8 protein-coding genes and 3 rRNA genes are annotated in these 14,372 nt (G+C 51.6%); 4 read left to right on the top strand and 7 right to left on the bottom strand.

Annotated elements, in window-relative coordinates; translation table 11 throughout:
* Positions 1-345, bottom strand: a complete 345-nt coding sequence (locus ACO7SM_RS19740; RefSeq protein ID WP_490468905.1) for a DUF3302 domain-containing protein — start codon at positions 343-345, stop codon at positions 1-3.
* Between the two features lie 634 nt (positions 346-979).
* Positions 980-1,318: a helix-turn-helix transcriptional regulator gene (locus tag ACO7SM_RS19735; RefSeq protein ID WP_490468904.1), complete on the bottom strand. Its 339-nt coding sequence runs from the start codon at positions 1,316-1,318 to the stop codon at positions 980-982.
* Between the two features lie 677 nt (positions 1,319-1,995).
* Between ACO7SM_RS19735 and yahO the strand changes: the two genes are divergently transcribed.
* The 4 genes from yahO (at position 1,996) to rrf (ending at position 8,140) form a co-directional block, all read left to right on the top strand.
* On the top strand, positions 1,996-2,265 hold the full coding sequence (yahO, locus tag ACO7SM_RS19730) for a DUF1471 family periplasmic protein YahO (protein ID WP_490468903.1): 270 nt from the start codon (positions 1,996-1,998) through the stop codon (positions 2,263-2,265).
* 981 nt (positions 2,266-3,246) lie between these two features.
* Positions 3,247-4,788: ribosomal RNA gene (locus ACO7SM_RS19725) — 16S ribosomal RNA — on the top strand.
* Positions 4,789-5,020: 232 nt separating this feature from the next.
* Positions 5,021-7,927: ribosomal RNA gene (locus tag ACO7SM_RS19720) — 23S ribosomal RNA — on the top strand.
* A gap of 97 nt (positions 7,928-8,024) precedes the next feature.
* A 5S ribosomal RNA gene (gene rrf / locus ACO7SM_RS19715) occupies positions 8,025-8,140 on the top strand.
* Together the 16S, 23S and 5S rRNA genes form the textbook arrangement of a ribosomal RNA operon.
* Positions 8,141-8,427: 287 nt before the next feature.
* On the opposite strand, the gene ACO7SM_RS19710 is transcribed toward rrf, so the two are convergent.
* The 5 genes from ACO7SM_RS19710 to ACO7SM_RS19690 all read right to left on the bottom strand — a co-directional run bounded on the left by ACO7SM_RS19710 (position 8,428) and on the right by ACO7SM_RS19690 (position 14,165).
* Positions 8,428-9,564 (bottom strand): Gfo/Idh/MocA family protein, encoded by a 1,137-nt coding sequence (locus ACO7SM_RS19710; protein WP_490468902.1) that lies wholly within the window; start codon positions 9,562-9,564, stop codon positions 8,428-8,430.
* Positions 9,561-10,625, bottom strand: a complete 1,065-nt coding sequence (locus ACO7SM_RS19705) for a sugar phosphate isomerase/epimerase family protein (protein ID WP_490468901.1) — start codon at positions 10,623-10,625, stop codon at positions 9,561-9,563. The genes ACO7SM_RS19710 and ACO7SM_RS19705 overlap by 4 nt, the downstream gene beginning before the upstream one ends.
* A 68-nt stretch (positions 10,626-10,693) precedes the next feature.
* A complete protein-coding gene (locus ACO7SM_RS19700) occupies positions 10,694-11,647 on the bottom strand; it encodes a substrate-binding domain-containing protein (protein WP_490468900.1) in 954 nt (317 codons plus the stop codon).
* 66 nt (positions 11,648-11,713) lie between these two features.
* The gene (locus tag ACO7SM_RS19695) at positions 11,714-12,697 is read right to left on the bottom strand and encodes an ABC transporter permease (protein ID WP_490468899.1); all 984 of its coding nucleotides are present in this window, start codon (positions 12,695-12,697) and stop codon (positions 11,714-11,716) included.
* Complete coding sequence (locus ACO7SM_RS19690) at positions 12,678-14,165, bottom strand: sugar ABC transporter ATP-binding protein (protein WP_490468898.1); 1,488 nt, start codon at positions 14,163-14,165, stop codon at positions 12,678-12,680. Before ACO7SM_RS19690 ends, ACO7SM_RS19695 begins: the two co-directional genes overlap by 20 nt.
* Between the last annotated feature and the right edge of the window lie 207 nt (positions 14,166-14,372).

The following is a 14,372-nucleotide window of genomic DNA, read 5'->3' as shown; positions in this document are numbered from 1 at the left end:
TTAATTGCCTTGAGTGTTATCAGAGTCAGCGTGTTTTTGTTGCTGTTTCACCAGCCGTTCAAGTTCAGCAATACGCAATTGCAGATTTTCATACTGCGGTTGCTGTGCAGACTGCATTCCCCATCCGCGGTCGGGGCGGTACAAGGTGGCCCAAATCCACAGGAACGGCCACAGTACATGCAAAGTGAACAGGCTTACCCATCCGGCAACATGTATGGCATCGGCATGTGGGTGGTTACGCTTTTTTGCGATTTCGTAAGGAATGTCATGAATGATAATGACACCGTAAAAAATTATCAGAAACACCAGGATTAAAACGCCAAGTGCAAAATAATTAAGGAACATACTATTCCTCCTCCCTCCGTCGGGTTGGTAAAACGAAGCTCGACCCATCTTCTTTCGCTGACGTATCACCCCTGAGTTATGGTTTAGGGGGAATAGTACTAAGGGGGGTAGCGCGGTTATGTCATCACGGGATGATAAATCCCGGTATATTGTTTTGAGTCAGTACGGTTTTAGTGAATATTCTGTTAATTTTACTTATTTCGATAATGTCGTGCTTAATGGTAATGAAAGCAGGATACCTTATTCAATATGTCTCGCTAGAGTTAATCGTTTAGAATTATGAAACGATTTAACTATATGGAATATAATAATTACAATTAAATTGCGTGGTGAGTTTTTAAACGCTATTTTGTAAATGTTTCATAAGGCGCTTCAAGTAAGAGAAAGGATTCTTTTTTCTGAGTTGATGATGTTTATGAAATGTGAGTAAATGTGCCTGAAAGAGAAATAAACAATTACTATTCTTAACACATCATTTGACCGCCACCCGTGCGGTCTTTTTTTTATGCATTATTTTTGAAAATGTTTCTCTGCGCAAAGAGAGTGAGTCGTCATGAATTATTGCGGCGAGTATTGGTACGGATAGGGCCAGAGAGTAAGCATATTATACTGGGAAAGTAGTCAATGATGCTGTTTAGTTTTCAGTTATAAAATCTTCTGCTTTAACTCCTGACTTTCTGAGTTCGCCTGGGGTTATTTTATATTTTTTGCGAAATGCCCGACAGAATGACTGTTGTGAACTGTATCCTGCATTTAAGGCAATATTTAGAATAGTATTCTGCGAATTCATTAATTCAAGCGCGGAATGATTAAGGTAGATATCTTTTATAAAGCGCCCAAGCGATATTCCCGTATGCACTTTAAAAAAAGATTGCAGGTAAAACTTTGAAAATCCAGAGATAGTAACAAGATCATCAATCTGTAACTTGTCTTCTGGTCTTTCATTAATCAATGCGATCAGTTGGTTAGACACTTCCTTTGTAAATAAATTGTTTTTTGAACATGCCATCTATTCTCTGTTCCTACTGACTGTACACTGCCGATGTATTCAATAATCATATAATGCGATATCAATAACAACGTTTATTTTACGAAAATCTAGATTGGCGCAGTCTTTTTTTTGTGATGGATTTCTCATATTTACACCATTCTTATTTTGATGAAATGTTAAGTGTTTAAATATCTTAAATTATTAAATATTTTTGTGTGAATGCGTTATTCTTAATATTTTTTTAAGCAAAGTGTGCAGGGTGATATAAGGCGAAGTGCGCAATGAAAGAGATTATGTGTCATGTACTGACGCTTTTTTTCTTTTTATCAGAATTTTTTCTTCTCAATGATTCAGCATTTTATATTATCGATAATTAATGTAGTTGTCATTTATTCTGTCTTTATCCCCAGGTGTTACATAGTCGTTATATCAATTTCAGATGTGGCGATTTTATTATTGTTGACAGCATTACGTTAACTGTTCATATAGTTATGATGTCTGGTGTGTTGTGAGTGATGCAGGTCTTTTGGGGTTACAGGCAATGCAAATGACTTTTCCACTTATAACAGAGAGCAGACACACATATTTTGAGTGACCATCTGATTCTTCAAAATAAACACAAGTGTTTAAGTGTGATAACCAGTGATGACGAGGGATATATGAAAAAGATAATTGCTGGAGCGCTAGTCGCTGCTTTTTCTTTCAGTACGCAGGCTGCGGAAATGATGCTGCAAAAAGACTTCGAGAAAGTCGCCGATCAGTATGTCAACGTCGGTGAGGTCGCTACGTCAGGTACGACCAGTACCGCTGAGGCGAAAGCTGAGCTTTCTAAAAAAGCAGATGAAAAAGGGGGAGACATTTTCGTAATGACCTCGGGTAACACCAATAACAAGATCCACGGAACGGCCAACGTTTATCGGAAAAGGTGAGTCTGAACTGCCCCATGCCAGAGGAAAAACCGTATCCGGCGATGTCCGGCTGCGACAGGAACTGAATCAATGGGGGGAGAGGTCTGAAGCCGACCTGAACCTATACCTATAAATGCAAAGAACCCGCCCTTTAGGCGGGTTCTTTGCATTTATAGCGCACCAGGCTCTTCTATATATAGATGTGCTGGTTTTCACTGTGATCAAGAGACACACCCTGGGGCGACAAGTGCAAATCGATATCTGTCTCTCACCACATCTTTCTCACCCTTCGCCACTGACTGCGTCCTGTTGCCGCGTCGGCAAAATCAGGAGACGGTTGGTGATGGGAAAAGATCATTGGCCATTTGCACCAAAAGCAAAGACCGGCCTTATTAAAGGGGCTCAATAGTGCCGTCGTGTTGGAGATGCGCTAACGCTGCTGGCGTTGAACTGCTGAAAGGGCTGCGCTGATGAACATCTATATAGATGTAGGAATGCAGGGAGGGCAGAATGTGTGTCAGGTATAGATAAATGACATGTCTCCCCGGCATAGATACACGACTCTGTAAGTCGTTGCGGCGGGAAATATCGACATCATTGTGGATAACTCTGTGCGTAAATGGGTATAAGGCGGGGTTTTGCTGTGGAATGCAGCAGTCAGTCATTTTTCTGTCATTTAAGGGTTGCGGGCGCCAGAGAACTCCCTATAATGCGCCTCCATCGACACGGCGGATGTGAATCACTTCACACAAACAGCCGGTTCGGTTGAAGAGAAAAATTCTGAAAATCAGGGTTGACTCTGAAAGAGGAAAGCGTAATATACGCCACCTCGCGACAGAGCGCTAAAGCGCGTCGCAACTGCTCTTTAACAATTTATCAGACAATCTGTGTGGGCACTCGAAGATACGGATTCTTAACGTCGCAAGACGAAAAATGAATACCAAGTCTCAAGAGTGAACATACGTAATTCATTACGAAGTTTAATTCACGAGCATCAAACTTAAATTGAAGAGTTTGATCATGGCTCAGATTGAACGCTGGCGGCAGGCCTAACACATGCAAGTCGAACGGTAGCACAGAGGAGCTTGCTCCTTGGGTGACGAGTGGCGGACGGGTGAGTAATGTCTGGGAAACTGCCCGATGGAGGGGGATAACTACTGGAAACGGTAGCTAATACCGCATAACGTCGCAAGACCAAAGAGGGGGACCTTCGGGCCTCTTGCCATCGGATGTGCCCAGATGGGATTAGCTAGTAGGTGGGGTAACGGCTCACCTAGGCGACGATCCCTAGCTGGTCTGAGAGGATGACCAGCCACACTGGAACTGAGACACGGTCCAGACTCCTACGGGAGGCAGCAGTGGGGAATATTGCACAATGGGCGCAAGCCTGATGCAGCCATGCCGCGTGTATGAAGAAGGCCTTCGGGTTGTAAAGTACTTTCAGCGAGGAGGAAGGCAATACGGTTAATAACCGTGTTGATTGACGTTACTCGCAGAAGAAGCACCGGCTAACTCCGTGCCAGCAGCCGCGGTAATACGGAGGGTGCAAGCGTTAATCGGAATTACTGGGCGTAAAGCGCACGCAGGCGGTCTGTCAAGTCGGATGTGAAATCCCCGGGCTCAACCTGGGAACTGCATCCGAAACTGGCAGGCTAGAGTCTTGTAGAGGGGGGTAGAATTCCAGGTGTAGCGGTGAAATGCGTAGAGATCTGGAGGAATACCGGTGGCGAAGGCGGCCCCCTGGACAAAGACTGACGCTCAGGTGCGAAAGCGTGGGGAGCAAACAGGATTAGATACCCTGGTAGTCCACGCCGTAAACGATGTCGACTTGGAGGTTGTTCCCTTGAGGAGTGGCTTCCGGAGCTAACGCGTTAAGTCGACCGCCTGGGGAGTACGGCCGCAAGGTTAAAACTCAAATGAATTGACGGGGGCCCGCACAAGCGGTGGAGCATGTGGTTTAATTCGATGCAACGCGAAGAACCTTACCTACTCTTGACATCCACGGAATTTAGCAGAGATGCTTTAGTGCCTTCGGGAACCGTGAGACAGGTGCTGCATGGCTGTCGTCAGCTCGTGTTGTGAAATGTTGGGTTAAGTCCCGCAACGAGCGCAACCCTTATCCTTTGTTGCCAGCGGTTCGGCCGGGAACTCAAAGGAGACTGCCAGTGATAAACTGGAGGAAGGTGGGGATGACGTCAAGTCATCATGGCCCTTACGAGTAGGGCTACACACGTGCTACAATGGCATATACAAAGAGAAGCGACCTCGCGAGAGCAAGCGGACCTCATAAAGTATGTCGTAGTCCGGATCGGAGTCTGCAACTCGACTCCGTGAAGTCGGAATCGCTAGTAATCGTGGATCAGAATGCCACGGTGAATACGTTCCCGGGCCTTGTACACACCGCCCGTCACACCATGGGAGTGGGTTGCAAAAGAAGTAGGTAGCTTAACCTTCGGGAGGGCGCTTACCACTTTGTGATTCATGACTGGGGTGAAGTCGTAACAAGGTAACCGTAGGGGAACCTGCGGTTGGATCACCTCCTTACCTTAAAGAACCTGCCTTTGTAGTGCTCACACAGATTGTCTGATGAATGATGAACTTCTGAATGTACTTTCGAGTGCATTAAGAAGTTTTGCTCTTTAAAAATCTGGATCAAGCTGAAAATTGAAACGACACACTGTGTCTGTTCTCCGTAATAAGAACAGGCAAGCGGTGTGTTCGAGTCTCTCAAATTTTCACAACACGATGTGTTTTACGAAACACCTTCGGGTTGTGAGGTTAAGCGACTAAGCGTACACGGTGGATGCCCTGGCAGTCAGAGGCGATGAAGGACGTGCTAATCTGCGATAAGCGTCGGTAAGGTGATATGAACCGTTATAACCGGCGATTTCCGAATGGGGAAACCCAGTGTGATCCGTCACACTATCATTACGTGAATACATAGCGTAATGAAGCGAACCGGGGGAACTGAAACATCTAAGTACCCCGAGGAAAAGAAATCAACCGAGATTCCCCCAGTAGCGGCGAGCGAACGGGGAGCAGCCCAGAGTCTGAATCAGCATGTGTGGTAGTGGAACGGTCTGGAAAGTCCGGCGATACAGGGTGATAGCCCCGTACACAAAATCGCATGTGTTGTGAACTCGAAGAGTAGGGCGGGACACGTGGTATCCTGTCTGAATATGGGGGGACCATCCTCCAAGGCTAAATACTCCTGACTGACCGATAGTGAACCAGTACCGTGAGGGAAAGGCGAAAAGAACCCCGGCGAGGGGAGTGAAAAAGAACCTGAAACCGTGTACGTACAAGCAGTGGGAGCCTCTTTATGGGGTGACTGCGTACCTTTTGTATAATGGGTCAGCGACTTATATTCTGTAGCAAGGTTAACCGAATAGGGGAGCCGAAGGGAAACCGAGTCTTAACTGGGCGTTAAGTTGCAGGGTATAGACCCGAAACCCGGTGATCTAGCCATGGGCAGGTTGAAGGTTGGGTAACACTAACTGGAGGACCGAACCGACTAATGTTGAAAAATTAGCGGATGACTTGTGGCTGGGGGTGAAAGGCCAATCAAACCGGGAGATAGCTGGTTCTCCCCGAAAGCTATTTAGGTAGCGCCTCGTGAACTCATCTTCGGGGGTAGAGCACTGTTTCGGCTAGGGGGTCATCCCGACTTACCAACCCGATGCAAACTGCGAATACCGAAGAATGTTATCACGGGAGACACACGGCGGGTGCTAACGTCCGTCGTGAAGAGGGAAACAACCCAGACCGCCAGCTAAGGTCCCAAAGTCACAGTTAAGTGGGAAACGATGTGGGAAGGCACAGACAGCCAGGATGTTGGCTTAGAAGCAGCCATCATTTAAAGAAAGCGTAATAGCTCACTGGTCGAGTCGGCCTGCGCGGAAGATGTAACGGGGCTAAACTGTGCACCGAAGCTGCGGCAGCGACACTATGTGTTGTTGGGTAGGGGAGCGTTCTGTAAGCCGTTGAAGGTGGCCTGTGAGGGTTGCTGGAGGTATCAGAAGTGCGAATGCTGACATAAGTAACGATAATGCGGGTGAAAAGCCCGCACGCCGGAAGACCAAGGGTTCCTGTCCAACGTTAATCGGGGCAGGGTGAGTCGACCCCTAAGGCGAGGCCGAAAGGCGTAGTCGATGGGAAACAGGTTAATATTCCTGTACTTGGTGTTACTGCGAAGGGGGGACGGAGAAGGCTATGTTGGCCGGGCGACGGTTGTCCCGGTTTAAGCATGTAGGCGGAGCGTTTAGGTAAATCCGGACGCTTATCAACGCTGAGGTGTGATGACGAGGCACTACGGTGCTGAAGTAACAAATGCCCTGCTTCCAGGAAAAGCCTCTAAGCATCAGGTAACACAAAATCGTACCCCAAACCGACACAGGTGGTCAGGTAGAGAATACCAAGGCGCTTGAGAGAACTCGGGTGAAGGAACTAGGCAAAATGGTGCCGTAACTTCGGGAGAAGGCACGCTGATATGTAGGTGAAGCGACTTGCTCGTGGAGCTGAAATCAGTCGAAGATACCAGCTGGCTGCAACTGTTTATTAAAAACACAGCACTGTGCAAACACGAAAGTGGACGTATACGGTGTGACGCCTGCCCGGTGCCGGAAGGTTAATTGATGGGGTTATCCTTAGGGAGAAGCTCTTGATCGAAGCCCCGGTAAACGGCGGCCGTAACTATAACGGTCCTAAGGTAGCGAAATTCCTTGTCGGGTAAGTTCCGACCTGCACGAATGGCGTAATGATGGCCAGGCTGTCTCCACCCGAGACTCAGTGAAATTGAACTCGCTGTGAAGATGCAGTGTACCCGCGGCAAGACGGAAAGACCCCGTGAACCTTTACTATAGCTTGACACTGAACACTGGTCCTTGATGTGTAGGATAGGTGGGAGGCTTTGAAGTGTGGACGCCAGTCTGCATGGAGCCAACCTTGAAATACCACCCTTTAATGGCTGGTGTTCTAACGTAGACCCGTGATCCGGGTTGCGGACAGTGTCTGGTGGGTAGTTTGACTGGGGCGGTCTCCTCCTAAAGAGTAACGGAGGAGCACGAAGGTTAGCTAATCCTGGTCGGACATCAGGAGGTTAGTGCAAAGGCATAAGCTAGCTTGACTGCGAGAGTGACGGCTCGAGCAGGTGCGAAAGCAGGTCTTAGTGATCCGGTGGTTCTGAATGGAAGGGCCATCGCTCAACGGATAAAAGGTACTCCGGGGATAACAGGCTGATACCGCCCAAGAGTTCATATCGACGGCGGTGTTTGGCACCTCGATGTCGGCTCATCACATCCTGGGGCTGAAGTAGGTCCCAAGGGTATGGCTGTTCGCCATTTAAAGTGGTACGCGAGCTGGGTTTAGAACGTCGTGAGACAGTTCGGTCCCTATCTGCCGTGGGCGCTGGAGAATTGAGGGGGGCTGCTCCTAGTACGAGAGGACCGGAGTGGACGCATCACTGGTGTTCGGGTTGTCATGCCAATGGCATTGCCCGGTAGCTAAATGCGGAAGAGATAAGTGCTGAAAGCATCTAAGCACGAAACTTGCCCCGAGATGAGTTCTCCCTGAGACTATAAGTCTCCTGAAGGAACGTTGAAGACTACGACGTTGATAGGTCGGGTGTGTAAGTGTAGCGATACATTGAGCTAACCGATACTAATGAACCGTGAGGCTTAACCTTACAACGCCAAAGGTGTTTTGGTGAAAGAAAGACATCAATATCAGCTTGATACAGATTGAATTAACGCGCAGAGAGGCGGGTTAATAAACAGAATTTGCCTGGCGGCTGTAGCGCGGTGGTCCCACCTGACCCCATGCCGAACTCAGAAGTGAAACGCCGTAGCGCCGATGGTAGTGTGGGGTCTCCCCATGCGAGAGTAGGGAACTGCCAGGCATCAAATAAAAGCGAAAGGCTCAGTCGAAAGACTGGGCCTTTTGTTTTATCTGCTGTTTACCGGATATGGTTATCCGGCAATACAAAGCGTACAAATAAACGAAGAAGCCCATCCTGACGGATGGGCTTTTTTGCGTCTGCGGTTTGCGGAAAATGCCTGATGGCTACCTGTAGGCCTGATAAGCGCAGCGCCATCAGGCACGATACAAACGCATTCTTCCCTAACACAAGCTCACTATGGTTGAAAACCGTCTGTCCAGACGCTCTCATTTCTGTGAGGTATGGATTTATAACGGTATCCAGGCACCACCGGCACGGTGACTGTCTAACACCGCATCAATAAAACGCATACCGTTCACTCCCTCTCCCACACAGGGAAGATCGTCTGTCTCAGGCGGGGGAGGAATTCCAGCCTGCATGGCGTGAATGCGCAGTGCGGCATCGGTATACAACTGAGCGAAAGCTTCCAGATAACCCTCCGGATGACCTGCGGGCACTCGGGTGGCATGCGTTGCCGCCGGACTCCCGCTGCGTCCCCGTGTCAGTCGCTGTGCCTGACCCGCAAGTGGGGTAAACCAAAGCTGGTTCGGCTCCTCCTGACTGAAGACTAAACTGGCACGAGAGCCGTAGAGACGCAGTACCAGTCGGTTTTCCTCGCCACTGGCGACCTGACTTGCAACCAGAGAACCCCGGGCGCCGTTGGGATAACGCATCCAGACCTGAACATGATCATCAACCCGCCTGCCGGGGACAAAGGTGTGAAGCTCGGCGCTGAGCGTCTCCGGCAACTGACCGCTGACAAAGGCGGCGAGCTGCCAGGCATGAGTGCCAATATCTCCCAGACAACCAGCCTGACCGGCCCGCGCGGGATCGGTGCGCCAGGCCGCCTGCCGATGACCGCTGGCTTCCAGCGGTTCTGCCAGCCAGTCCTGAAGATATTCCACCTGCACATAACGTAGCTCGCCAAGTTCACCGGCGGCCACCAGGGCACGGGCATGGCGCACCATCGGGTATCCGCTGTAAGTGTGCGTCACGGCAAACAGTCGCTGCTGCCGTTTTGCCAGTGCGGCCAGTGCTTGTCCTTCCCCGAGCGTCATCGCCAGCGGTTTATCGCAAATCACATGGATACCCGCGTCAAGAAAAGCGGTTGCCACAGGGGCATGCAGATGATTCGGTGTCACGATAGCGACGACTTCTATGCCGTCCGGACGGGCAGCTTCCAGCCGTGCCATCTCGCGAAAATCGCTGTAACTGCGCGGCAGTTTCAGTTCCGCCGCACTGGCCGCCGCGCGGTCGGGATCGCCTGAGAGGGCCGCCGCTACCAGTTCGTAATGATCATCCAGCCGGGCGGCCATTCGGTGTACGGCACCGATAAAGGCGCCTTGCCCTCCACCCACCATACCAAGGCGCAGACGGCGATTCATGTTTTCGCTCCCAGTCCCAGCAAGGTGAACAACTGAGCAGGATCGAGATGGCTGTCGGCAAAGTCGTCGAAGGCATGTTCCGCCACCCGAATGATGTGCTGGCGGATAAACTGCGCCCCTTCAGCAGCACCGCTCTCTGGGTGTTTGAGGGCACACTCCCACTCCAGCACGGCCCAGCCTGAATAATCATACTGGGTCAGCTTCGAGAAAATAGCCGTAAAGTCTATCTGACCGTCGCCGAGCGAGCGAAAACGCCCTGCACGGTCCAGCCAATCCTGATACCCCCCATACACACCCTGACGCCCGGAAGGGCGAAACTCGGCATCTTTCACGTGAAACGCCTTGATTCGCGGATGATAAATGTCGATAAATGCCAGATAATCAAGCTGTTGTAGTAAGAAATGACTGGGGTCATAGAGGATGTTGGCGCGCGGATGCGCATCCAGTGCCGCCAGAAAACGTTCGAATGTCACTCCGTCGTGCAAATCTTCACCGGGGTGTAGCTCATAACAAACGTCAACACCCTGCTCATCAAACGCATCCAGGACAGGACGCCAACGGCGTGCCAGTTCGGCAAAGGCTTCATCGATAAGCCCTGCTGGTCGCTGGGGCCAGGGATAAAGGTAAGGCCAGGCGAGGGCGCCGCTAAAGGTCGCATGCGCCGTTAACCCCAGTCGCTGAGAGGCCTTCGCCGCCGCCATCAGTTGATTCACCGCCCACTCGGTACGTGCGGTCGGTTTCCCCCGCACCTCTGGCGCAGCGAATTGATCGAACAGGGAATCATAGGCTGGATGTACCGCCACCAGTTGTCCCTGCAAGTGAGTAGAAAGTTCTGTGATGACGATCCCATGTTCTGCCAACTGTCCGGCGACCTCGTCACAATAGGTTTGACTGTGTGCCGCGAGGTTCAAATCGAACAGATGGGGATGATTGGTGGGGAGTTGCACCCCGTTGAACCCCAGACCTGAGGCCCAGCCAGCCAGCCCCTGCAACGTGTCGAAGGGAGGGTGGTCACCGATAAATTGTGCAAGAAAGACTGCCGGCCCTTTGAGGGTTTTCATGCGCAACTCCTTCATCATGCGGTGAAAGTGGGTGTTGCGGGGGAACCGCCCCCCGCATGTACACAAACTCAGAATGGTGAATCAGGGAAGTAGAAATCTTTGGCGTTCTCTTTGGTGATCAACACTGAAGGAATAATGGTTTTGGCAGGCAGTTCCTTGCCCTGCAGACGCGCCTCTGCGGTCAGTTTGATCGCATCATAGATAAACTTGGGTGAATAGGAGACGTTCGCCTGGATGCGCGGATCGCTTCCCTCCATTAACGTTTTGACCGCCCCTTTGGCACCCGCGCCACCAAACACGATTTTGATGTCATCACGTTTGGCCTGGTCAATGGCCTTGAGCACGCCTACCGCCATATCATCATCGGCAGCCCAGACGGCATCAATATGCTTATAGCGCGTAAGGAAGTCTTGCATCACTTTGAAAGCGTCATCCCGGTTCCAGTTGCCGTATTTGGCATCAAGAATTTTCATTTCAGGGTGCTGTTTGATAACGGCAGTGAAGGCGTCAAAACGCTCGTTATCCAGCGTGGTCGGAATGCCGCGCAAGGCGACCAGTTCACCTTTTCCGTCCATCACCTTCGCCAGATATTCGGCAGGCAGTTTGCCAAATGCGGTATTGTCACCGGCAACGTAAGCATCCTGGGCTTTGGTGTCGGTCAACCCTCTGTCAACGACCGTAACGTACACGCCTTTATCCTTCACCTGCGCCACTGGCTTGGTCAGCGTTGCGGATTCAAAGGGGAAAATCACCAGGGTGTTCATTTTGTTAACCGTTAACAGATCCTGCAATTGATTAGCCTGTTCGGGGGCGTTGGCGGCCGTTTTCACGATGACCTTGAGATCGGGATGTTCTTTCTCTAAATCTGCTTTGGCCTTGTTGGCCCACCAGACGATGCCGGAGGTAAAACTGTGGGTGGCCGTGGGAATAGAGACACCCAGTGTTACACTCTCTGCCGCCCAACTGGTGTTGAGCGAGCAGGCAAGGACACTGGCACCAATAATGCGAAGCGCTTTATTCATCGAGTTATCTCCAGTAAATCAAACGGTTTGCCCGCGTGCCCGCGGATTTCCTCTGTTACCACTCCCTCAGCGCCCGCGTTGCAGAAAAGCGACGATGATAATGACCACCCCCTGAACGGCGGCGTTGAGATAAACGCTGATGATGCTGGTGAGATTAAGAATGTTACTGATAACGGAAAGCAGGATGGCGCCGATCACCGTACCGACAATGCGTCCTTCCCCTCCTTTGAGGGTCGTTCCGCCCACCACCACGGCAGCGATGGCTTCCAGCTCCCACAACAAGCCGGTACTCGGGGTGGCGGAACCCAGCCGTGGAACATACAGCAGAGTCGCGATCCCCACACAAAAACCGAGTAGCGCATAGGTCAGGATCTTGATTCGATCGACGCGGATCGCGGCATAACGCGCGACCTGCTCGTTAGATCCGATGGCCTGTGCATAGCGGCCAAAAGCGGTACGGTTGAGTAACAGCCCGCCCGCCAGTGCCACGATGGCAAACACCCACACCGGGATAGGCACGCCGAGCAAACTGCCATAATAGACAGGGCTGTAGATATCTGCCTGAGTGTCAGCGAGCGTGAGCGCGCCCCCATCCGCCAGCCAGGTGAGGCAAGCCCGAAAGATACCCAGGGTGCCCAGGGTGACGACAAAAGCTTCGATCTGCCCTTTGGTAATCAGCAAGCCGTGCAAAGAACCAAACAGTGCGCCCAGCACCAGAGCAAACAACGCCCCCAGCACCACGCCGGCCAGGGGATTATCGGTGAAGTGATTCATAAACAGGATCACACAGCCAGCGATCAGGGCAGCCATGGAGCCCACCGAAAGATCGATACCGCCGGACATAATGACAAAAGTCATGCCCACCGCGATGATGCCGATAAACGCCGTGCGGGTCAGTACATTCATCAGGTTGTCGAGGGTGGCAAAATCCGGGTTAAGCAGGGTGCCGATGATACACAACAGAATCAACCCAATCAGTGGGCCAAATCCTGAAAGATGCGACCAGGTACGACGGAAGACAACGAAAAGATCAGCGTGTGCCGGTTGCATAGGTGATTAGCTCCTCTTCGTTCAGATTCTCAGCGCTAAGCTCTGCCTGCAACCGCCCCGCACGTAACACCAGTACGCGATGGCACAAACCGATCAGTTCTATCAACTCGCTGGAGATGACGACAACGGCGCGTCCTTCTGTGGCAAGCCGTTGGATCAAAAAATAAATATCTCTTTTGGCTCCCACATCGACGCCGCGGGTAGGCTCATCAAGCACGATAACGCGTGGGTTCGGGTGCAGGTATTTGGCCAGCACCAGTTTTTGTTGATTTCCCCCGGAGAGCATGCGCGCCCTGGCGCTAAGATCACCCACTTTCAGCCCAAAGACGGTTACCGCCTGCTCAAGTGCTTCCCGCTCAGCGTGCTGATTGAGTAACGGTGTGGCGTAGCGTTCCAGCGTCATCAGCGTCAGGTTTTCGCTCAATCCCAGATTGATATGCAAGCCCTTACCTTTGCGATCTTCCGGCATATAGGTGAGGCCATGACGCATGGCGTCGCGTGGGTTATCGGGGCGAACTTTTTTTCCCCCCAGCGTCAGCGTACCGGCACTGCGCGGTCGCAGCCCCACGATGGCTTCAAAAGCCTCAGTGCGTCCGGCACCGACCAGACCGGCGAAGCCGAGGATTTCACCCTCGCGTACGTTAAAGCTGAGCTCGTCGATCCAGCCGGGAACGGACAACCCCTCGACGGCCAGGGCAACGGGCGCTTCTCTGGCAGGTGAACGCTTCGGCGGAAACATGTCGGACATATCACGTCCAACCATCAGGTTTGCCATCTGCTGGCGCGTGAGATCGGCGGTGGCTGCGCGGGTAACGAAGCGGCCATCGCGCATCACGACGACCTCATCGGTGAGGTATTTGACCTCATCCAGTTTGTGAGAAATATAGATGATGGTGACCCCATCTTCTTTAAGCTTGCCGATCAGCGCGAATAATCGCTCTGTTTCCGCGGGCGTCAGCGTGGCGGTGGGTTCGTCCATGATTAACAAACGTGCCTGGCGTGATAACGCTTTGGCTATCTCGACCAGTTGCTTCTCTGCGACGATCAGCCGCCGTACCAGCGTATTTGGGGAGATCCTGAGACCGACGTCGGCAAGACAGCGCGCGCTCGCCTGTTCCATGGCGCGCTCATCCAGCAGCCAGCCTCGTTTATATTCATGGCCGAGGAAAATATTTTGGGCAATCGTGAGGTGCTCGGCAAGATTGAATTCCTGATGGATCAGCACCACACCGGCTTGTTCGGCCTCACGGGAAGAACGAAAATGACGGGCGGTGCCGTCAATACGCACTTCACCTTCGCTGGCCTGCTCGTAACCGGCGAGAATTTTCATCAGGGTTGATTTACCGGCTCCGTTTTCCCCCAGCAGGCCATATATTTTTCCCGGCGCCAGCGTAAAACTCACCCCATGCAACACGCGCACCGGGCCAAATGCTTTGCAGATACCGACAAATTCAATGGCGAGGCTCACAAGGACATTCCTTGTGTATTCAGGAGAGTGCCATGACAGCGGGTACGGTTTATGACTCCCGGAACCCGATACGTTCCCTCCCACGCTGCGTCGCTGATCCCCATCATTCTCACCCGGCGTTGTCGATTGTCTCCTGAATTTGAGTGCAGTGCACAAGGTATAAAAATGCAAGTCAGGACAATGATTTCTGCCGGGCGGCGCAAGATT

The sequence above is a fragment of the Citrobacter sp. LJND-P06 genome (genome assembly GCF_058188415.1).
Note: the sequence above shows the minus strand (reverse complement) of the source record. Positions and strands in the feature narration are given on the sequence as shown.